Genomic DNA, 19,717 nt, shown 5'->3' on the forward strand with positions numbered 1-19,717 from the left:
GATGAGCGACCCGGCGCCGTTCCTGCCCTTCCCGGTGGAAGAGCAGGGCCCCCGGCGCCGGTCGCGCAGGTGGCCGTGGATCGTCACGCTCGGAGTCGTCCTGGCCCTGGTCGCGGCGGCGGCCGTCGGCGCCGAGGCGCTGGCCCGTGGTGCCGTGCAGGCCGGCGTGCGACAGGTCATCGTGATGCAGCTGGACCTGCCCGCCGACCAGGAGGTCGACGTCGAGGTGGACGGCCTCGTGCTGCCGCAGCTGCTGTCGGGCCGGCTGGATCGGATCGCCGTCGCCTCCGACGACGTGGCACTTGGCCCCGTCGCCGGCGACGTGCGCGTCGCGCTCACCGACGTGCCGCTGTCGGCCGACGCCGCCGCCGGGCCCGGGACGGCCACCGTGCGCCTGGACGAGGACCAGCTCCGGGCGCTGCTGGCAACGATCGACGGTTTCCCTGCCGACACCCTCGGCATCGCCGCCCCCGACCTCACGATCGGCACCGAGCTGTCGGTGCTCGGCGCCTCCTTCCCGATCGGCGTCGCCCTGCAGCCCGGCGCGGCCGAGGGCGATCTCACGCTGACCCCGACGCGATTCACTCTCGGGGAGACGGAGGTGGACGCCGATGCCCTCCGCGCGCGGTTCGGCGGGCTGGCCGACGCGGTGCTGCGCACGTGGGATGTCTGCATCGCCGAGCATCTGCCCGCCGCCCTCACCCTCACGTCGGTGCAGGTCGACCGCGACACGCTCGTGGCGGGCTTCGACATCGACGGCGCCGTCGTGATCGATCCCGATCTGAGGGCGTCCGGCTCCTGCTCCTGACCCTCGCGCGGGGCGCCGCGGGCGTCCCGCTAGACTGCAAGCACTGCCCGGTGTGATCGTCTCCGCCGCGGCACCCGCTGCCTCCCGCGGCCGACCGCGCCGCCGCATCCACCCGATTGGTCCTGCCCGTGTCCGCCTCGCACTCCGTCCCGCCGGTGCCCGATCGGCTGCGCATGCCGGCCGACGCCAACGACCTGAGCCCGGCGATCTGGCCCGCCTCCGCGCGTCGGGACGACGAGGGTGCGCTGCACATCGGCGGGGTCTCCGCGCGTGAGCTGGCCGCCACCTACGGCACGCCGCTGTACGTCATGGACGAGTCGGAAGTGCGCGCGCACGCCCGTCGCGCGCTGGCCGCGTTCGGGAATGCCACAGCGGCGCACGGCGGCCGCGCGCGCGTCTATTACGCCGGCAAGGCGCTGCTGACCACGGATGTGGTGCGGTGGGTGACCGAGGAGGGCCTGCGCGTGGACGTCTGCAGCGCAGGCGAGCTCGAAGTCGCGCTGGCTGCCGGGGCCGAGCCCGCCCTGCTGGGCTTCCACGGGAACAACAAGTCCCCGGCCGCGCTCGAGCGCGCCGTCGAGGTCGGCGTGGGGACGGTCATCGTCGACAGCGACATCGAGATCGAGCGGCTCTCAGCCATCGCCGAGCGCCACGACGCCGTGCAGCCGGTGCTCGTCCGGGTGCGCACCGGCGTGCACGCCGAGACCCACGCGTTCCTGGCCACCGCCCACGAAGACCAGAAGTTCGGGTTCGCCCTCGACGACGTCCGCGCGGCCGTCGCCCGCATCCGGGAGCTGCCGGGCCTGCAGTTCGCGGGGCTGCACGCGCACATCGGATCGCAGATCTTCGACGCCGCCGGCTTCGTCGCCTCCGCCGCACGTCTGGTCGAGCTGCACGCCGAGCTCCTGGAGCGCGGCGACATCCCGCTCCTCAACCTCGGGGGCGGCTTCGGCATCGCCTACACCTCCGCGGACGACCCCCGTCCCCTCGAAGAGGTCGCCGCCGGCATCGTCGGCGCCGTGGCCGACGAGTGCGCGGTGCGCGGCATCCCCCTGCCCGAGCTCGCCTTCGAGCCGGGCCGCGCGATCGTGGGACAGGCGGGGGTCACGCTGTACGAAGTCGGCACCGTCAAGCCGGTGCAGGTGACCGCGGACCTCGAGCGCCTCTACGTCAGCGTCGACGGGGGGATGAGTGACAACGCCCGTCCCGCCCTCTACGGCGCGCAGTACTCCGCGCGCCTGGCCTCCCGCGCCGGCGACGCCGAGCCGGCGCTCGTGCGCGTCGTCGGTTCCCACTGCGAGTCCGGCGACATCGTCGTGGACGCCGAGTACCTGCCGGGCGATGTGACGCCGGGCGACCTGCTGGCCGTGCCGGCGACCGGCGCGTACTGCTTCTCGCTGGCCAGCACTTACAACTACACGCCGCGTCTGCCGGTCGTCGCCGTGCGCGACGGCCGGGCGCGCGTGCTCGTCCGGCGGGAGACCGTCGCCGACCTCCTCGCCCGCGACACGGGCGCGGGGCCGAATGAAGGGAACGCATGACCGACTACCGCCGTCTGCGCGTGGCTCTCCTGGGAGCCGGCGCCGTGGGCTCGCAGGTCGCGGCTCTGCTGCTGCGCCACGCCGACGAACTCGCCGACCGTGCCGGGGCCTCGCTGGAACTGGTCGGGATCGCCGTGCGCGACCTCGACGCCCCCCGCGATGCGGACCTGCCCCGCGAGCTGCTGACGACCGACCCCGAGCCGCTGCTGGTGGGCTCGGACATCGTGATCGAGCTCATGGGCGGCATCGAGCCGGCGCGCACGAGCCTGCTGCAGGCGATCAACGCCGGCGCCGACGTCGTCACGGCCAACAAGGCGCTGCTGGCCACCCATGGCCCGGAGATCTTCGACGCCGCCGATCAGGTCGGGGCGCAGGTCTACTACGAAGCCGCCGCCGCCGGCGCGATCCCCATCATCCGCCCCCTCCGCGACTCGCTCGCCGGCGACCGGGTGCAGCGCATCATGGGCATCGTCAACGGCACGACGAACTACATCCTGGACCGCATGGATACCGAGGGTGCCGAGTTCGGCGACGTGCTCGCTCAGGCTCAGGCCCTCGGGTTCGCCGAAGCCGACCCGACGGCGGACGTCGAGGGCTACGACGCCGCGCAGAAGGCCGCGATCCTGGCCAGCCTCGCCTTCCACACCACCGTGCCGCTGGACAAGGTGCACCGCGAGGGCATCACCGCGATCGACAAGAACATGATCGACGCCGCCCGTCACGCCGGCTACGTCATCAAGCTCCTCGCCGTGTGCGAGCGCCTCCCCGGCGAGGAGGGATCCGGCGAATCGATCTCGGTGCGCGTGTACCCCGCTCTCGTGGATCGTGCGCACCCGCTCGCGAGCGTCCATGGTGCCAACAACGCCGTGTTCGTGCAGGCCGAGGCCGCCGGCGACCTGATGTTCTACGGTGCCGGCGCCGGGGGAGTGCAGACGGCCTCCGCGGTCCTGGGGGATGTCGTCTCGGCGGCCCGCCGCCACATCGCGGGGGGCAAGGGCGTGGGCGAATCCACGCGCGCCAACCTCCCGGTCGCCCCGATCGGGCACGTCACGACGCGGTACCAGATCACGCTGGAGGTGGACGACCGCCCCGGCGTGCTCGCCACCGTCGCGGGGATCCTCAGCGACGGGCACGTGTCGATCGCGACCGTCGAGCAGACCGTCATCGAGGCGGCGCCCGCGTCGCCGGTTGCGCTCGCAGATGCCCCCGCGGATGCATCCGCCCCCGCGATCCCGATGGCGCGACTGGTCATCGGCACCCACCGAGCACGCGAACAGCACCTGAGCGAAACCGTCGCGCGACTTGCCGAGAGCGACGTCGTCGAACGCGTCGTCTCGGTGCTGCGCGTGGAAGGAGACTGACATGGCACACGTCTGGCGCGGAGTCCTCCGCGAATACGCCGATCGGCTGGGTGTCACCGACGCCTCGACGGTCGTCACCCTCGGCGAGGGCGGCACGCCCCTGCTGCCCGCGCCCGCACTCTCGCGTCGCACCGGCGCGGACGTGTGGGTGAAGTACGAGGGAATGAACCCCACCGGGTCGTTCAAGGACCGCGGCATGACCGTGGCGCTCTCCCGCGCCGTCGAGCACGGTGCCAAGGCCGTCATCTGCGCCTCCACGGGCAACACGTCCGCCTCCGCCGCCGCGTACGCCGCGCACGCCGGGATCACCGCGGCCGTGCTCGTGCCCGAGGGCAAGATCGCGATGGGGAAGCTGAGCCAGGCCGTGGCCCACAACGGCCGCCTCATCCAGGTGCGCGGCAACTTCGACGACTGCCTCGAGATCGCCCGGGAGCTCGCCGATCATTACCCCGTGCACCTGGTGAACTCCGTCAACCCCGACCGCATCGACGGGCAGAAATCCGCTGCCTACGAGGTCGTGGAGACCCTCGGGGATGCGCCCGACTTCCACTTCATCCCCGTCGGCAACGCCGGCAACTACACCGCGTACTCCCGCGGCTACCGCGAGGAGGCCGAGCGCGGTGTCGCCACGCGCGTGCCCCGCATGTTCGGCTTCCAGGCCGCCGGCAGCGCGCCGCTCGTGCGCGGCGAGATCGTCCGCGCCCCCGAGACCGTCGCCAGCGCCATCCGCATCGGCAACCCCGCGTCGTGGGAGCTGGCCCTGGAGGCGCGGGACGCGACGAACGGGTACTTCGGCGCCATCGAGGACGACCGCATCCTGGCCGCCCAGAAGCTGCTGGCCGCCGAGGTGGGCATCTTCGTCGAGCCGGCCTCGGCCATCAGCGTCGCCGGGCTCCTCGACCGTGCAGAGGCCGGCATCGTCCCGCCCGGGGCGCGGGTCGTGCTGACGGTGACCGGACACGGCCTGAAGGACCCGCAGTGGGCGCTGCGCAACGCCGACGGCAGCACCGTCGAGCCCACCGTCGTGGACGCGGCCACCAGCGAGGTCGCCGCGGTCCTCGACCTCGTCCCGGCGTCGGCATGAGCGAAGGGCGTCGGGTGCTGGTGCGGGTCCCCGCCACCAGCGCCAACCTGGGCCCCGGGTTCGACACCCTCGGCCTCGCCCTGAGCGTCTACGACGAACTGGTCGTCACCGAGCGGGGCGAGGACGGCCTCGAGATCGAGGTCACGGGGGAGGGCGCGGCGGACGTGCCGCGGGACGATTCCCACCTCGTCGTGCGAGCGATGGCGCACGCCTACGCGTCGGTCGGGCGGGCGCTTCCGGGCGTGCACCTCCAATCGCGCAACGTCATCCCGCACGGACGGGGCATGGGGTCATCCGGGGCGGCCGTCGTCTCGGGCCTCCTCGCGGCCAAGGGACTCCTCGCCGGCGATGTCGAGATCGGACCCGACGCGCTGCTGCGCCTGGCCACCGAGCTGGAGGGGCATCCCGACAACGTCGCGCCCGCCCTCTTCGGCGGCCTCACGATCGCGTGGATGGATGAGACCGGACCGCAGCACAAGCAGCTGATCGTCCACCGCGGCGTCGCGCCGCTCGTGCTCGTGCCGGAGTTCACGATGTCGACCAAGGTCGCCCGCAGCCTCCAGCCGCTGCAGGTGCCCCGTGAGGATGCGGTGTTCAACGTGTCGCGCTCGGCGCTGCTCATCGCCGCCCTCACGCAGAGCCCCGAGCTGCTCATGGCCGCCACGGAGGACAAGCTGCATCAGAGCTATCGCGCGCAGGCGATGCCGGAGACCGACCGGCTCGTGCGCGCGCTGCGTGCCGAGGGCTTCGCCGCGGTCGTCTCCGGTGCCGGGCCCAGCGTGCTCGTGCTCGCGGACGGACCCGGCCGCCGCCTGGAGGCGGCGGAGCTCGCCGCATCCCTCGTCGACACCCCGTGGGAGGCGCTCATGCTCGCCGTGGACGTCAGGGGTGGTACAGTGAAGGAGTACTCGGAGGGTTCCACGTAACCACGTGACTCTGGCCTCCGGCGCAAATCTGCGAACCACCACCGCACGCACCCGCAACCCGAATCGGCCATTCCGGCCAGCGAATCGCGCGGAGCATCGACGCCTGTCTCTTCCGGCGTCGGCTGCGGCCTGATCATCCGTTTCACAAGGGAGTACTCGTGGAGTCCATCTCCGAGATCCAGGGTGTCGACGCGTCTTCGAACGACGCGGCGAACACCGAAGACACCGTCTCCGCTGCGGCCGAGACCTTCGACACCGCCGCGCAGCCCGCTGCCGCGGAGGCTGCCGGCCAGGACGCGCCGGCCGAGGAGGTCGCCGCCGACGCGGTGGACGCCACTCCGGTCGACGAGGCGCCCGCCGCCGTCGCGGAGACCGCGCCCGCTGAGGCGGCGCCCGCCGCTGAGGCCGCGCCCGCCGAGGAGGCGCCGGCGACCGAGAAGCCCGCGAAGGCCCCGCGCAAGCGCGCGCCGCGCCGTGCCAAGAGCACCGACGTCCCCGCCGAGGCGCCCGCCGCAGAGACAGCACCCGCCGACGCGGCCGAGGCACCCGCCGCCGAGGCGCCCGCCGCCGAGCCGGCCGCCGAGGCACCCGTCGCCGCCGAAGCCCCCGCTCCCACCACCGACGCACCGGCTCCCGAGGCGTCCTCCGCTCCGGCGGAGGCTCCGGTCGCCGAGGGCACGCGCGCCAGGGGCGGACGCCGTCGCGCGTCTGCCGAGCCGGCGGCGGAGTCCGCCGAGCCGGCAGCCGAGCCGCAGGCCGCTGCCGACACCGCGCAGCCCACCGCCGAGGCGGGGTCGAACGACGACTCCGGCGAGGAGGGCTCGTCGTCCGGGCGCAACCGGAACCGCAACCGCAACCGCAACCGCAACCGCGGGGGCGGCGGCGAGGGCGACAAGCAGCCCGAGAAGCAGCAGAACGAGCGTCAGCAGCCCGAGCGCCCGCAGCCGGAGAAGCAGCAGCCGGCGGACGACGCCGATCAGCAGGGCGGCGGCCGCAACCGTCAGCGCAACAAGCGCCGCGGCGGTCAGACCCCCACCGACGAGTTCGACACCGAGATCACCGAGGACGACGTCCTCATCCCGATCGCCGGCATCCTCGACGTGCTCGACAACTACGCGTTCGTGCGCACCACCGGTTACCTGCCGGGGCCGAGCGATGTCTACGTCTCGCTCGGACAGGTCAAGAAGTACAACCTGCGCAAGGGTGACGCCGTCGTCGGCGCCATCAAGCAACCGCGCGAGGGCGAGCAGTCCGGCCGGCAGAAGTACAACGCGCTGGTCAAGGTCGACGCGATCAACGGCCTGTCGATCGAGGACGCCGCCACCCGCGTGGAGTTCGGCAACCTGACGCCGCTGTACGCGCAGGACCGCCTCCGCCTGGAGACGGCCCCGGAGAAGCTGACGCAGCGCATCATCGACCTGGTCGCCCCGATCGGCAAGGGTCAGCGCGGCCTCATCGTCGCCCCGCCCAAGGCCGGCAAGACGATCGTCCTGCAGCAGATCGCCAACGCCATCGCGCAGAACAACCCCGAGGTCCACCTCATGGTGGTCCTCGTCGACGAGCGTCCGGAGGAGGTCACCGACATGCAGCGCACCGTGCGCGGCGAGGTCGTGGCATCCACCTTCGACCGCCCGGCCGAAGACCACACCACGGTCGCCGAACTCGCGATCGAGCGCGCCAAGCGCCTGGTCGAGCTCGGCCGCGACGTCGTCGTACTGCTGGACTCGATCACGCGCCTGGGCCGTGCCTACAACATCTCGGCGCCGACCTCGGGCCGTGTGCTCACCGGTGGCGTGGACGCATCCGCGCTCTACCCGCCCAAGCGCTTCTTCGGTGCTGCGCGCAACATCGAGAACGGCGGATCGCTCACGATCCTGGCGACGGCGCTCGTGGAGACCGGGTCCAAGATGGACGACGTCATCTTCGAGGAGTTCAAGGGCACCGGCAACAGCGAGCTGCGCCTGAGCCGCCAGCTGGCGGACAAGCGCATCTTCCCCGCGGTGGATGTCAACGCCTCCAGCACGCGGCGCGAGGAGATGCTCCTCTCGCCCGATGAGGTCAAGATCACGTGGAAGCTGCGCCGCGCCCTCGCGGGCCTGGACACTCAGCAGGCGTTGGAGGTCGTCCTCGGCAAGTTGAAGGAGACGCAGTCCAACGTCGAGTTCCTCGTGCAGATGCAGAAGTCGATCCCGGCTCCCGCGCACGGTGCGGGCGGCGCGCACGGGCACGACAACAGCATCCGCTGACCTGGACGTGTCCGAGACCGGCATGTTCGCCTCGGTCGAGGCGCTGATCGACGAGCACCGCGCGGTGCAGGAGGAGCTCTCCGACCCCGCGGTGCACGCCGATGCCGCCCGCGCGAAGCGGGTGAACCGGCGGTATGCCGAGCTCTCCCGCATCGTGAAGGCGCACGAGGACTGGCTCGCCGCATCCGAAGACCTGGCGGCGGCGCGCGAGCTCGCCCGTGAGGACGCCGCGTTCGCCGAGGAGGTGCCGGCCCTGGAGACGCGTGCCGCGGAGACGCACGAGCGCCTCCGCCGCCTGCTGATCCCGCGCGACCCCGACGACGCGCGCGATGTCATCATGGAGATCAAGGCGGGGGAGGGCGGCGCCGAATCGGCGCTGTTCGCCGCCGACCTGCTGCGCATGTACCTGCAGTACGCCGCATCCAAGGGCTGGAAGACCGAGCTGCTCGAGCGCAACGAATCCGACCTCGGCGGCTACAAGGACGTGCAGGTCGCGATCAAGGGATCCTCGACCGATCCCGCGCAGGGCGTGTGGGCGCACCTGAAGTACGAAGGCGGCGTGCACCGCGTGCAGCGGGTGCCGGCGACCGAGTCGCAGGGGCGCATCCACACCTCCACGACCGGGGTGCTGGTCTTCCCCGAGGTCGACGAGCCCGAAGAGATCCAGATCGACCCGAACGACCTGAAGATCGACGTCTTCCGCTCGTCCGGGCCCGGCGGTCAGTCGGTCAACACGACCGACTCCGCCGTGCGGATCACCCACGTTCCCACCGGCATCGTCGTGTCGATGCAGAACGAGAAGTCGCAGCTGCAGAACCGCGAAGCGGGGATGCGCGTGCTGCGCGCCCGGCTGCTCGCGAAGCAGCAGGAGGAGCAGGATGCCGCGGCATCCGACGCCCGCAAGTCGCAGATCCGCGGCATGGACCGCTCCGAGCGCATCCGCACCTACAACTTCCCCGAGAACCGCATCGCCGACCACCGCACCGGCTACAAGGCGTACAACCTCGACCAGGTCATGGACGGCGCCCTCGAGCCGGTGATCGCCTCGCTCGTCGCCACCGACGAGGAAGAGCGCCTGGCCGCACTCGCCGGCGACGCCTGACCGACCCCGCTCAGCCGGACGGCGGATGCGGCAGGGGCCCGCGGTGCCGCTCCAGCTGCGCCGCGAGCGACAGCAGCGCCGCCTCCCCGCCGGGCCGTCCGACCAGCTGCACCGACACGGGGTGTCCGGCGGCGTCGGCGGTCACCGGCACGGTGAGGGCCGGCAGCCCCGCGACGTTGACGAAGCTCGAGTAGGGCGCGTACTCCACCTGCAGCGCGAACGTGCGCTCGGGGTCGTGCCCCCCGTACCAGCCCACCGGGCGCGGCGATTGCGCGAGAGCCGGCATGAGCACGGCGTCGAACGGCGCGAACGCCTCGATCGTCTCGCGCTCGAACACGCGGGCGGCCGAGAGGCCCCCCGAGACATCGGATGCGGTCAGCCCGCGTCCCTCGCGCACGAGCCACGCCGTGAGCGGCTCGACGACGGCCAGGTCCGCCTCCGTCAGGGGGATCCGCGCGGCACTCGCGCGCCACAGGACGCGGAAGAGCGCCGCGTACCCCCGCGGGCGCCACTGCGCGTCGTCGACGGCGTGCCCGTCGCCCGCGAGCCACCCGGCGGCGGTGCGCACGGCGGCTCCGGCCTGGTCGTCGAGCACGATGCGCTCGTCCGCGTCCCACGGCGACACCGTCGTCACGCCGATGCGCGTCCGAGCCGGCTCACGGCGGGCCGCCGCCAGGAACGGGCCCGACCCCGGCGCGGCGGTGGCGTAGCGGAAGGGCGCGAGGTCGACGAGGGCGTCCAGGAGGAACGCCGCGTCCTCGGCGGTGCGGGCCACCGGGCCCGTGACGGCGAGGCCGTCCGGCGCGTCGAACCCGGAGCCCAGCGGCAGCCGCCCCCGCGAGGGCTTGAGCCCCACGACGCCCACGGTGGCCGCGGGGATGCGGATCGACCCGCCGCCGTCGGAGGCGACCGCGACCGGCAGCATCCGCGCCGCCACCGCGACGGCGGCCCCGCCGCTGGAGCCGCCCGCGCCGTGCGCGGGGTTCCACGGGTCGCGCGCCGGGGGAGCGGTGCGCGGCTCGGTGTAGCCGGTGAGCCCGAACTCGCTCGTGGCCGTCTTGCCGAGATTCACCACCCCCGCAGCGTCGAGCGCTTCGGCGAGCGGGTCGGATGCGGTGGGCACGAAGCCGACCCGCGAGCGCGACCCGTACCGCGTGGGTACGCCCGCACGGGCGACGAGATCCTTGTCGGCGTGCGGGAGGCCCCACAGCGCCCCGGCCGGCGACGCGGCATCGAGTGCGCGGGCGCGCTGCAGCGCGGCATCCGCGGTGACCTCGGCGAACGCGCCCAGCTCGGCGTGCGCGGCGATGCGCGCGAGGTAATGCGCGGCGACCTCGGCGGCGGAGACCTCGCGCCGGCGCAGCATCCCCGCCAGCTCGACGGCCGACAGCTCGTGCAACGCGCTCATCCTCCCGAGCGTAGCCACCTCGCCCCCCGCTCCGGACGGCGCGGCTAGATGGAGTACTCGGGGGCGGCGAGGACGGCCCGGGTGTCCTCGCCGGCGCGGCGCGCGCGCGGCTTGGCGGGAACGCCGACGAGCACGGAGTCGGCCGGGGCATCCTTGGTCACGACCGCGTTGGCTCCGACGACGGTGCGGTCGCCGATCGTGATGGGGCCGAGGATCTTCGCGCCGGCGCCGACGGCCACGCCGTCACCGAGGGTGGGATGGCGCTTGCCGCCCTCGCGCTGACGCCCGCCGAGGGTCACGCCGTGGTAGATCAGGACGTCATCGCCCACCTCGGCGGTCTCACCGATCACCACGCCCATCCCGTGATCGATGAACAGGCGCCGTCCGATGACGGCACCGGGGTGGATCTCCACCCCGGTGAGCCAGCGGGTCAGCTGCGACAGCAGCCGCGCGGGGAAGCGGAAGCCGCGGCGCCACAGCCGGTGGCTGACGCGGTGCGCCCATACGGCGTGCAGCCCCGAGTACAGCAGGACCAGCTCGAGGGTGCCGCGGGCGGCGGGGTCGCGGAGCTTGGCCGCGGCGATGTCTTCGCGCAGGCGCGAGAGGGGTCCCACTCAGTCCTCGCGCAGGTGCTCGTACAGAGCGGTGGAGAGGTAGCGCTCACCGAAGGACGGGATGATCACGACGATGTTCTTGCCCGCCGCCTCTGGCCGCTTGGCGATCTCCAGGGCCGCCCAGATGGCCGCTCCGCTGGACATGCCCACGAGGATGCCGTCCTTGGTCGCGGTGTCGCGGGCCAGGCGGATGGCGTCGTCGAACTCGACGTCGATGACCTCGTCGATCACGTCGCGGTCCAAGATGGCGGGGACGAAGTTCGGTCCGATGCCCTGGATCTTGTGCGGGCCGGGGTGGCCCTTGGTCAGCACGGGGGAGTCGGAGGGCTCGACGGCGACGACCTTCACGCCCGGGACGCGTTCCTTGAGCACCTGGCCGACGCCGGTGATGGTGCCGCCCGTGCCGATGCCGGCGACGAAGTAGTCGACCTTGCCGTCGGTGTCGCGGAGGATCTCCTCGGCGGTGGTCTTGCGGTGCACCTCGGGGTTCGCCTCGTTCTCGAACTGGCGCGCCCACACCGCACCGGGCGTCTCCGACACGATGCGCTTGGCCTCGTCCACCGCATACGACATGCCCTTGGTCGGGTCGGTCAGCACGACCTCCGCGCCGAACGCCTTCAGCAGCGCGCGCCGCTCCTTCGACATGGATGCCGGCATCGTGAGGATCACGCGGTAGCCGCGCGCCGCGCCGACCATCGCGAGGGCGATGCCGGTGTTACCGCTCGTGGACTCCACGATCGTGCCGCCGGGCTTCAGCTCGCCGGAGGCCTCCGCGGCATCCACGATCGCGATCCCCAGGCGGTCCTTGACGCTGCCGGCGGGGTTGTAGAACTCCAGCTTGGCGAGGATGTTCGCGTCCACCCCCTCGGCGACGCGGTTCAGGCGCACGAGCGGGGTGTCGCCGAACGCGGACGTGATGTCGGGGTGGATGCCGGGCATGGCGGGCCTTTCGCCGTCGGACGGTGTGGGTCCCAGCCTACCGAGGGCCGCCTGGGCGTCGCGCGAGTATGACGCGCCCGGGTGCGCGGGTCGTAGGGTGGACAGAGCCATGCCCGCACCCGCCGCCGCGTCCGTCGCCGCCCTCGTCCGAGACGCCGCCGCGCGCCTCGCCGCCGCCGGGGTCCCCGATCCCGACGTGGACGCCGAGCTGCTCGCCGCGCACGTGCTGGGTGCCGGCCGGGGAGCGGTGCAGGCCGCCGCCATCCGCGGGGACGGCATGGATGCGGCGGCCGCTGCCGCACTGGAGGAGCTCGTGCAGCGCCGGTGCGCGCGCGTGCCGCTGCAGCACCTGACCGGGCGCGCCCCGTTCCGGCACCTCGAGCTGGCGGTGGGGCCGGGAGTGTTCGTGCCGCGGCCGGAGACGGAGATGGTCGCGCAGCTGGCCATCGACGCCCTGGTCGCCGCCGCCGTGCCCGAGCCGGTCGCGGTGGACCTCGGCACCGGCAGCGGGGCGATCGCCCTGGCGATGGCCACCGAGGTGCCGCACGCGCGCGTGTTCGCGGCGGAGAAGTCCGCCGACGCGTTCGTGTGGGCGAAGGAGAACGCGCGGCGGGTGGGAGCGGCCAACCTCACGGTCGTGTGCGCGGATCTGGCCGACGCGTTCGGCGAGCTCGACGGCACGGTGTCGGTCGTGGCGTCCAACCCCCCGTACGTGCCCGACGACGCGATCCCGCGCGATCCCGAGGTGCGCCGGTACGACCCGCCCGCAGCGCTGTACGGCGGCCCGGACGGGCTCGACGTCGTGCGTGTGCTCAGCCGCGTGGGGCTGCGGCTGGCGCATTCGGGTGGGGTTCTCGTGATCGAGCACGGCGAATGGCAGGGCGCGGCGATCCGGGAGCTGCTGACGGCGGACGGATGGCGCGCCGCGGCGACCCACCCCGACCTCACGATGCGCGACCGGGCCACCACAGCGCTGCGCCCATGAGCCGACCAGGTGGCGGCTCTCGCGGGAGTCGCAGGCGCCGCACGTAGACTGGGCGGGACATGTCACCCGTTTACGACTGCCGTGACGAGGCCCAGCTGCTCTCCGGCATGCGACACTCACGCCAGACGCTGAGTCGCGGCGAGCTGGTCGTGCTGCCCACCGACACCGTTTACGGCATCGCCGCAGACGCCTTCAACGCGCGCGCGGTCGCGGGCCTGCTGGCCGCGAAGGGCCGCGGGCGGCAGCAGCCGCCGCCCGTGCTGGTGGCCGGGGTGAGCACGCTCCGCGCTCTCGTGGCCGACCTCCCCGAGCCGGTCGAGCGCCTCGTGGAGACCTTCTGGCCCGGTGGCCTCACGATCGTCCTGCCGTCGCAGCCGTCGCTGTCGTGGGATCTGGGGGAGACCCGGGGCACGGTCGCGGTGCGGATGCCCGCGCACCGCATCGCCCTGGAGCTGCTGGAGGAGACCGGGCCGCTGGCCGTCTCCAGCGCCAACCGCACCGGGGCGCCGGCGGCGGTCACGATCGACGAGGCGCGCGACATGCTGGGGGAGTCGGTCGGGGTGTACCTCGACGACGGGCCGAGCCACACCGGCATCGCCTCGACCATCGTGGATGCCACGCGCCTGGTGGGCGGCGACGAGCCGCTCGTGCGCGTGCTGCGCGAAGGCGCCGTGCCGCGGGAGCGGCTGCGTGAGGTGCTGGGTGACCTGCTCGAGCCGGACGAGGACGAATCCGGCGGTGCCGGGTGAAGCAGTACCTCCTGCTGGTGCTGTTCACCGCGGTGGTCACCTTCGTCCTGACGTGGGCGGTGTGGCGCCTGAGTCTGCGGTTCAAGCTGTATCCCGGCATCCGCGAGCGCGACGTGCACAAGACCCCGACGCCCCGCCTGGGCGGCGTGGCCATGTTCCTGGCGGTGGCCGCGGCCTTCCTGTTCTCCAGCCAGCAGCCGTTCTTCTCCGTCATCTGGGCCAACCCGGGACCCGTCCTCGCTGTGCTGGGGGCGACCCTCGTGATCGTGCTGGTCGGCGTGGCCGACGATCTGTGGGACCTGGACTGGATGATCAAGCTCGGCGCGCAGTTCGTCGCCGCCGGCATCATCACGCTGCTGGGCGGACTGCAGATCCTCTCGCTCCCGATCGGGGGTCTCACGGTCGGGTCGGGGTGGATGAGCTTCACCCTCACGGTGTTCGCGATCGTGGTCGTGATGAACGCCGTGAACTTCATCGACGGGCTCGACGGCCTCGTCGCGGGGGTGTGCCTCATCGCCAACGGCGTCTTCTTCGCGTACTCCTACCTGCTCGTGCGCGACACCGGCGCCAGCACGTACTTCAACCTCGCCTCCTTCCTCGCCGCGGTGCTGATCGGCGCGTGCATCGGATTCCTGCCGTTCAACTGGAACCCCGCCAAGATCTTCATGGGCGACGCCGGCGCGCTCATGCTGGGGCTGCTGATGGCCTCCTCCGCGGTGGCGATCACGGGCCAGATCGACCCGGCCGTCCTCGACCCCGAGCAGCTCGGCCGCTCGCAGCTGCTCGGTGCGTTCATCCCGATCCTGCTCCCGGTGGTCGTGGTGCTCCTGCCGCTGCTGGATTTCGGCCTCGCGATCATCCGCCGCATGCGGGCGGGCAAATCCCCCTTCTCGCCCGACCGCAAGCACCTGCACCACCGCATGCTCGACATGGGCCACTCCGACCGCGATGCCGTGCTGATCTTCTACGCGTGGACGGCGGTCGTGGGATTCGCGTTCCTCCTGATGTACATCGGCACCGACCAGAGCTGGCCGGGTGACTACGCCCTGGGCATCGTGTTCGGTGTCGTCGGGGTCGCCGCGTGCCTGGTCCTCACCTTCCTCCCCTCCCGGCGCCAGACGCGTCCCGCCCCCCTCAAGGAGCCCGCATGACCTCCAGTCCCGTCTCCAGCACGCCGGTGCTGCGCACCGCCTTGACCTGGGGAGGCATCGTCGCGGGGGTCCTGGCCGTCGTCGGCGCCCTCATCGGCTACGCCGTGAGCGGGGGAGACGGGGTCGCCAGCGCGCTGGTGGGCGTGCTCGTGGGCGGGTTCTTCTCCGCGGTGACGGCCGCGAGCATCCTCATCGCCAACCGGTGGTTCGGTGACGACCTGTACGTGCCGATCTTCTTCGGCGTCGTCCTGGGCGGGTGGATCCTCAAGCTCGTCCTGTTCATCATCGCGCTCGTGCTCCTGCGGGATCAGCCGTGGATCGACACCACCGTGTTCTTCCTCGCCCTGGTGGCCAGTGTCCTCGGTTCGCTCGTGGTCGACATGGTCGTCATGATGCGGATGCGGATCCCGCACGCGAGCGACGTCTCGCTGCCCACCGACCCCGACGCGGGAGACCGCACCGACTGAGCGGCATCGGCCGGCCCCGTCATTTGATAGGGTTGACCTGCGCCCGCACGCTCTCAGAGCGCCCTCGGGGTGCTCTCACCGACCATCGTCGCAACGGTCCTCGCCGATGCCCCGAAGCTGGAGCCACCGCTGTTCACTCAAGCTGCGACCCTGATCGCGAATGCCGCGACGTACGGGAACGAGTTCCACCCGCCGTCGATCGCCGACTTCTTCCCGCCGGTGTTCTTCGAGGGGACCCCGTTCGCCTTCACCCGCATCAACCTCGTCCAGATCCTGGCGACGGTCGTGCTGATCACGCTCTTCATCATCGGCACGCGCCGCATGAAGCTCGTTCCCGGGCGCTTCCAGTCCATCGTCGAGATGGGGCTCGACTTCGTCCGGGTCAACATCGCGCACGACCTGCTCGGCCGTAAGGACGGCGACCGGTTCCTGCCGATCCTCAGCACGATCTTCTTCATGGTGCTGTTCATGAACATCACCGGCGTGATCCCGGGCATCAACATCGCCGGAACGAGCGTCATCGCCGTGCCGCTGCTGCTCGCGCTGGTCTCGTACGTGACGTTCATCTACGCGGGTCTGAAGAAGGGCCCGAAGAACTTCTTCAAGAACTCGCTGTTCCCCACGGGCGTGCCGCCGTTCCTGTACATCATCGTCACGCCGCTTGAGCTGCTGTCGACCTTCATCATCCGCCCCGTCACCCTGACGCTGCGACTGCTGATGAACATGATCGTCGGCCACCTCATGCTCGTGCTGTTCTTCTCGGCGACGCAGTTCTTCATCTTCAGCCTCGGCGGGTGGTGGTCGGCTCTCGGAGCCGGCACGCTCGCGTTCGGCTTCGCCTTCACCCTGTTCGAACTCCTGGTGGCCTTCCTCCAGGCGTACGTCTTCACCATCCTCACCGCGGTCTACATCCAGCTCGCGGTCGCGGAAGAGCACTGAGCGGTTCGGCGCACGCCGAACCACCCAACCCCGAAAGGAAATACCCGTGGACGCAACTACGGTTCTCGCCCAGGTCTCCGGTTCCATCGCGACCGTCGGCTACGGCCTCGCCGCCATCGGCCCCGCCATCGGCGTGGGCATCGTCGTCGGCAAGACGATCGAGGGCGTCGCCCGCCAGCCCGAGCTCGCCGGCCGCCTGCAGGTCCTGATGTGGATCGGTATCGCCTTCACCGAGGCGCTCGCCTTCATCGGCATCGCCACCGGCTTCATCTTCGGCTTCTGATCCTCGACTTCCGACGTAAGGAGACAGGATGCTGAACGCTCTTGTCACTCTCGCTGCAGAGGACTCTCACGGCGAAGAGGCGGCGCACAACCCGCTGCTTCCGGCGTACTACGACATCATCTGGTCGGCGGTCTGCTTCGTCGTCATCCTCTTCGTCTTCTGGCGCGTCGTGCTGCCGCGGATGCAGAAGCTGCTCGACGAGCGCGGCGCCGCGATCGAGGGGAACATCGCCAAGGCCGACGAGGCGCAGCGGCAGGCCGAGGTCGCGCTGGAGCAGTACACCGCCCAGCTCGCCGAAGCCCGCAAGGAGGCCGGCGAGATCCGGGAGGCCGCCCGCGAGGACGGCAAGAAGATCGTCGCCGAGGCCCGCGACGCGGCATCGGCCGAGGCCGCGCGCATCACCGCGACCGCGCACACGCAGATCGAGGCCGAGCGCCAGGCGGCGCTGGTGTCGCTGCGCTCGGAGGTCGGTTCGCTCGCGCTCGACCTCGCCGGCAACGTCATCGGTGAGACCCTCTCCGACGACCAGAAGGCGCAGGCGGTCGTGGACCGCTTCCTCGCCGACCTGGAAGCGTCGGAGAACACCAAGGCGGCTCGGTAATGGGCAGTGCGACCACTCAGGCCCTCGAGGCCACGACCGCGGCGCTCAGCGCCGCTGAGGGCGTGGACCTCGAGGTCGCCGGCGAGCTGTTCGCTGCGGCGCGCGCCATCGGCGGGTCGTTGCAGCTGGGTTCCGCGCTGGCCGACTCGTCGGCCTCGCCGGAGTCCCGCGCGAAAGTGATCACCGACGTCTTCGGTGCGTCCTTCCGCCCCGTCACGATTTCGCTGCTGAGCTCGCTGGTCGACCAGCGGTGGTCACGCGCATCGGATCTCGTCGACGGCATCGAGGAGCTCGCCGTCCGCGCGGCGGCGATCGGTGCGACCGGCTCCGACGTCGAGGCGGAGCTGTTCTCCTTCTCGCGCACCGTCGCACAGAACCCCGAACTCGAACTGGCCCTCGGCAGCCGCCTGGGTGACGCCTCCGCCAAGGGGGCGCTCATCACCACGCTGCTGGGGGAGCGCGCCAGCGCAGCCACGACGCTCATCATCTCCTCGCTCGTCCAGCAGCCCCGCGACCGCCGCGTTCGGAGTCTTCTGAACCGCGCGATGCGGCTCGTCGGCGACCAGCGCGGACGCACGGTGGCGACGGTGGTCTCCGCCGCGCCGCTGAGCGACGCACAGCGCACCCGCCTGTCGGGCGCCCTGTCGGCGCGCTACGGATCCGACGTCTCACTGAACGTCGTGATCGACCCGTCGGTGGTGGGCGGCCTGCGCGTGCAGATCGCCGATGACGTCATCGACGCGAGCATCTCCACCCGCCTGGCCGGCCTCCGCCAGCGCCTGGCGGGTTAAACTACAAGGCTTTGCCGTCCGCGAGGACCGCACATCTCGGGGCGTATCGCCCCACAACACGAAGGAAGACAATGGCAGATATCACGATCAGCCCCGACGTCATCCGTGACGCGCTGAAAGACTTCGTCGCCGCCTACGAGCCCACCGGCGCCGCCGCGACCGAGGTCGGCACCGTGGTCGACGCCGCAGACGGCATCGCGCACGTCGAGGGACTGCCGGGCGTCATGGCCAACGAGCTGGTCCGCTTCGCGGACGGCACGCAGGGTCTCGCATTGAACCTGGACGAGCACGAGATCGGTGTCGTCGTGCTCGGGGAGTTCTCCGGCATCGAAGCCGGTCAGGAAGTCACCCGCACGGGTGAGGTCCTCTCCGTGCCCGTCGGCGACGGGTTCCTGGGTCGCGTCGTGGACCCGCTGGGCAACCCCATCGACGGCCTCGGCGAGGTCGCCAACGAGGGGCGCCGCGCGCTCGAGCTGCAGGCCCCCGGCGTCATGGCGCGTAAGAGCGTGCACGAGCCCATGCAGACGGGCATCAAGGCCATCGACGCGATGATCCCCGTCGGCCGCGGCCAGCGTCAGCTCATCATCGGCGACCGCCAGACGGGCAAGACGGCCATCGCGATCGACACGATCATCAACCAGAAGGCCAACTGGGAATCCGGCGACGTCAACAAGCAGGTGCGCTGCATCTACGTCGCGATCGGGCAGAAGGGCTCCACGATCGCCTCGGTGAAGGGCGCCCTGGAGGACGCCGGCGCGATGGAGTACACCACCATCGTCGCCGCCCCGGCGTCGGACCCCGCCGGCTTCAAGTACCTCGCCCCCTACACCGGTTCGGCCATCGGCCAGCACTGGATGTACCGCGGCAAGCACGTCCTGATCATCTTCGACGACCTGTCCAAGCAGGCTGAGGCGTACCGCGCCGTGTCGCTGCTGCTGCGTCGTCCGCCGGGCCGTGAGGCCTACCCCGGCGACGTGTTCTACCTGCACTCGCGTCTGCTGGAGCGTTGCGCCAAGCTCTCCGACGAGCTGGGCGCGGGTTCGATGACGGGCCTCCCGATCATCGAGACGAAGGCCAACGACGTCTCGGCCTACATCCCGACGAACGTCATCTCGATCACCGACGGCCAGATCTTCCTGCAGTCCGACCTGTTCAACGCCAATCAGCGTCCGGCCGTGGACGTGGGCATCTCGGTGTCGCGCGTCGGCGGTGACGCCCAGGTCAAGTCGATCAAGAAGGTCTCCGGCACGCTCAAGCTCGAGCTGGCCCAGTACCGCTCGCTCGAGGCGTTCGCGATGTTCGCGAGCGACCTGGACGCCGCGTCCCGGCGCCAGCTGGCCCGCGGTGCGCGTCTGACGGAGCTCCTCAAGCAGCCCCAGTACTCGCCGTACCCGGTGGAGGAGCAGGTCGTGTCGATCTGGGCCGGCACCAACGGAAAGCTCGACTCGATCGAGGTCTCCGACGTGCTGCGCTTCGAGCGCGAGCTGCTGGACTACCTGCGCCGCAACTCCACGATCCTCGAGACCCTGCGCGACACCAACGTCCTCGACGATGACACCGCCGCCGAGCTGGAGAAGAAGGTCGACGCGTTCGTCCTGGAGTTCCAGGCCGGCGACGGTCAGGGCATCGGCGCTCCCGGGAACGAGGCGGTCGAGGCCGCCGAGGTGGAGGACGTCAACCAGGAGAAGATCGTCAAGGGCCGCCGCTAACAGCGACGCGAGG

General features: G+C 71.6%; 19 protein-coding genes. 16 read left to right on the forward strand and 3 right to left on the reverse strand.

The window, feature by feature from the left end:
• Window position 1: 1 nt before the first annotated feature.
• From E4K62_RS05625 to prfA, 7 genes are all read left to right on the forward strand, one after another.
• A complete protein-coding gene (locus tag E4K62_RS05625) occupies window positions 2–808 on the forward strand; it encodes an LmeA family phospholipid-binding protein (RefSeq protein WP_240742832.1) in 807 nt (268 codons plus the stop codon).
• Window positions 809–936: 128 nt separating this feature from the next.
• Window positions 937–2,349 (forward strand): diaminopimelate decarboxylase, encoded by a 1,413-nt coding sequence (gene lysA, locus E4K62_RS05630; protein WP_374108140.1) that lies wholly within the window; start codon window positions 937–939, stop codon window positions 2,347–2,349.
• Entirely contained in the window at window positions 2,346–3,710 is a 1,365-nt protein-coding gene (locus E4K62_RS05635) for a homoserine dehydrogenase (RefSeq protein WP_135064665.1), read from the forward strand. The genes lysA and E4K62_RS05635 overlap by 4 nt, the downstream gene beginning before the upstream one ends.
• Before the next feature lies 1 nt (window position 3,711).
• A complete protein-coding gene (gene thrC, locus E4K62_RS05640; RefSeq protein ID WP_135064668.1) occupies window positions 3,712–4,794 on the forward strand; it encodes a threonine synthase in 1,083 nt (360 codons plus the stop codon).
• Window positions 4,791–5,720 carry a homoserine kinase gene (gene thrB, locus E4K62_RS05645; RefSeq protein ID WP_135064671.1) on the forward strand — a complete coding sequence of 310 codons (930 nt, stop codon included), beginning with the start codon at window positions 4,791–4,793 and terminating at the stop codon, window positions 5,718–5,720. Before thrC ends, thrB begins: the two co-directional genes overlap by 4 nt.
• A gap of 158 nt (window positions 5,721–5,878) precedes the next feature.
• Entirely contained in the window at window positions 5,879–7,966 is a 2,088-nt protein-coding gene (gene rho / locus E4K62_RS05650; protein WP_135064674.1) for a transcription termination factor Rho, read from the forward strand.
• Between the two features lie 22 nt (window positions 7,967–7,988).
• Window positions 7,989–9,068 (forward strand): peptide chain release factor 1, encoded by a 1,080-nt coding sequence (prfA, locus tag E4K62_RS05655; RefSeq protein ID WP_135070978.1) that lies wholly within the window; start codon window positions 7,989–7,991, stop codon window positions 9,066–9,068.
• Window positions 9,069–9,078: 10 nt separating this feature from the next.
• On the opposite strand, the gene E4K62_RS05660 is transcribed toward prfA, so the two are convergent.
• The 3 genes from E4K62_RS05660 to cysK are packed head-to-tail and all read right to left on the reverse strand — an operon-like array spanning window position 9,079 to window position 12,029.
• Window positions 9,079–10,476 carry an amidase gene (locus E4K62_RS05660; RefSeq protein ID WP_135064677.1) on the reverse strand — a complete coding sequence of 466 codons (1,398 nt, stop codon included), beginning with the start codon at window positions 10,474–10,476 and terminating at the stop codon, window positions 9,079–9,081.
• Between the two features lie 44 nt (window positions 10,477–10,520).
• The gene (gene epsC / locus E4K62_RS05665) at window positions 10,521–11,090 is read right to left on the reverse strand and encodes a serine O-acetyltransferase EpsC (RefSeq protein ID WP_135064680.1); all 570 of its coding nucleotides are present in this window, start codon (window positions 11,088–11,090) and stop codon (window positions 10,521–10,523) included.
• Window positions 11,091–12,029 (reverse strand): cysteine synthase A, encoded by a 939-nt coding sequence (gene cysK, locus E4K62_RS05670; protein WP_135064683.1) that lies wholly within the window; start codon window positions 12,027–12,029, stop codon window positions 11,091–11,093.
• Window positions 12,030–12,138: 109 nt separating this feature from the next.
• Here cysK and prmC point away from each other — a divergent pair, with 109 nt between their 5' ends.
• The 9 genes from prmC to atpA all read left to right on the forward strand — a co-directional run bounded on the left by prmC (window position 12,139) and on the right by atpA (window position 19,704).
• Window positions 12,139–13,014 carry a peptide chain release factor N(5)-glutamine methyltransferase gene (gene prmC, locus E4K62_RS05675; RefSeq protein ID WP_135064686.1) on the forward strand — a complete coding sequence of 292 codons (876 nt, stop codon included), beginning with the start codon at window positions 12,139–12,141 and terminating at the stop codon, window positions 13,012–13,014.
• A 59-nt stretch (window positions 13,015–13,073) separates the two neighbouring features.
• The gene (locus E4K62_RS05680) at window positions 13,074–13,763 is read left to right on the forward strand and encodes an L-threonylcarbamoyladenylate synthase (RefSeq protein WP_135064689.1); all 690 of its coding nucleotides are present in this window, start codon (window positions 13,074–13,076) and stop codon (window positions 13,761–13,763) included.
• The gene (locus E4K62_RS05685; RefSeq protein ID WP_135064692.1) at window positions 13,760–14,914 is read left to right on the forward strand and encodes an MraY family glycosyltransferase; all 1,155 of its coding nucleotides are present in this window, start codon (window positions 13,760–13,762) and stop codon (window positions 14,912–14,914) included. Before E4K62_RS05680 ends, E4K62_RS05685 begins: the two co-directional genes overlap by 4 nt.
• Window positions 14,911–15,381: a Cg1360 family ATP-synthase-associated protein gene (locus E4K62_RS05690; RefSeq protein WP_135064695.1), complete on the forward strand. Its 471-nt coding sequence runs from the start codon at window positions 14,911–14,913 to the stop codon at window positions 15,379–15,381. Before E4K62_RS05685 ends, E4K62_RS05690 begins: the two co-directional genes overlap by 4 nt.
• A gap of 69 nt (window positions 15,382–15,450) precedes the next feature.
• On the forward strand, window positions 15,451–16,320 hold the full coding sequence (gene atpB / locus E4K62_RS05695) for a F0F1 ATP synthase subunit A (protein WP_374108142.1): 870 nt from the start codon (window positions 15,451–15,453) through the stop codon (window positions 16,318–16,320).
• Between the two features lie 46 nt (window positions 16,321–16,366).
• Window positions 16,367–16,603 (forward strand): ATP synthase F0 subunit C, encoded by a 237-nt coding sequence (atpE, locus tag E4K62_RS05700; protein WP_135064700.1) that lies wholly within the window; start codon window positions 16,367–16,369, stop codon window positions 16,601–16,603.
• A 28-nt stretch (window positions 16,604–16,631) separates the two neighbouring features.
• A complete protein-coding gene (locus tag E4K62_RS05705) occupies window positions 16,632–17,204 on the forward strand; it encodes a F0F1 ATP synthase subunit B (RefSeq protein WP_135064703.1) in 573 nt (190 codons plus the stop codon).
• Window positions 17,204–17,995, forward strand: a complete 792-nt coding sequence (locus E4K62_RS05710; RefSeq protein WP_135064706.1) for a F0F1 ATP synthase subunit delta — start codon at window positions 17,204–17,206, stop codon at window positions 17,993–17,995. The genes E4K62_RS05705 and E4K62_RS05710 overlap by 1 nt, the downstream gene beginning before the upstream one ends.
• 71 nt (window positions 17,996–18,066) lie before the next feature.
• Window positions 18,067–19,704, forward strand: coding sequence for a F0F1 ATP synthase subunit alpha (gene atpA / locus E4K62_RS05715; RefSeq protein WP_135064708.1), 1,638 nt, complete (start codon window positions 18,067–18,069; stop codon window positions 19,702–19,704).
• Window positions 19,705–19,717 lie beyond the last annotated feature (13 nt).

It is taken from the genome of Microbacterium wangchenii, from assembly GCF_004564355.1.
Lineage (GTDB): Bacteria > Actinomycetota > Actinomycetes > Actinomycetales > Microbacteriaceae > Microbacterium > Microbacterium wangchenii.

What these genes read in the sequence shown, in the direction of transcription:
- prmC (WP_135064686.1), top strand. Translation starts at nt 12,139, where the DNA reads ATGCCCGCACCCGCCGCCGCGTCCGTCGCCGCCCTCGTCCGAGACGCC.
- E4K62_RS05625 (WP_240742832.1), top strand. Translation starts at nt 2, where the DNA reads ATGAGCGACCCGGCGCCGTTCCTGCCCTTCCCGGTGGAAGAGCAGGGC.
- E4K62_RS05660 (WP_135064677.1), bottom strand. Translation starts at nt 10,476, where the DNA reads ATGAGCGCGTTGCACGAGCTGTCGGCCGTCGAGCTGGCGGGGATGCTG.
- thrB (WP_135064671.1), top strand. Translation starts at nt 4,791, where the DNA reads ATGAGCGAAGGGCGTCGGGTGCTGGTGCGGGTCCCCGCCACCAGCGCC.
- thrC (WP_135064668.1), top strand. Translation starts at nt 3,712, where the DNA reads ATGGCACACGTCTGGCGCGGAGTCCTCCGCGAATACGCCGATCGGCTG.
- atpA (WP_135064708.1), top strand. Translation starts at nt 18,067, where the DNA reads ATGGCAGATATCACGATCAGCCCCGACGTCATCCGTGACGCGCTGAAA.
- E4K62_RS05680 (WP_135064689.1), top strand. Translation starts at nt 13,074, where the DNA reads ATGTCACCCGTTTACGACTGCCGTGACGAGGCCCAGCTGCTCTCCGGC.
- E4K62_RS05710 (WP_135064706.1), top strand. Translation starts at nt 17,204, where the DNA reads ATGGGCAGTGCGACCACTCAGGCCCTCGAGGCCACGACCGCGGCGCTC.
- cysK (WP_135064683.1), bottom strand. Translation starts at nt 12,029, where the DNA reads ATGCCCGGCATCCACCCCGACATCACGTCCGCGTTCGGCGACACCCCG.
- prfA (WP_135070978.1), top strand. Translation starts at nt 7,989, where the DNA reads ATGTTCGCCTCGGTCGAGGCGCTGATCGACGAGCACCGCGCGGTGCAG.
- E4K62_RS05705 (WP_135064703.1), top strand. Translation starts at nt 16,632, where the DNA reads ATGCTGAACGCTCTTGTCACTCTCGCTGCAGAGGACTCTCACGGCGAA.
- E4K62_RS05635 (WP_135064665.1), top strand. Translation starts at nt 2,346, where the DNA reads ATGACCGACTACCGCCGTCTGCGCGTGGCTCTCCTGGGAGCCGGCGCC.
- E4K62_RS05690 (WP_135064695.1), top strand. Translation starts at nt 14,911, where the DNA reads ATGACCTCCAGTCCCGTCTCCAGCACGCCGGTGCTGCGCACCGCCTTG.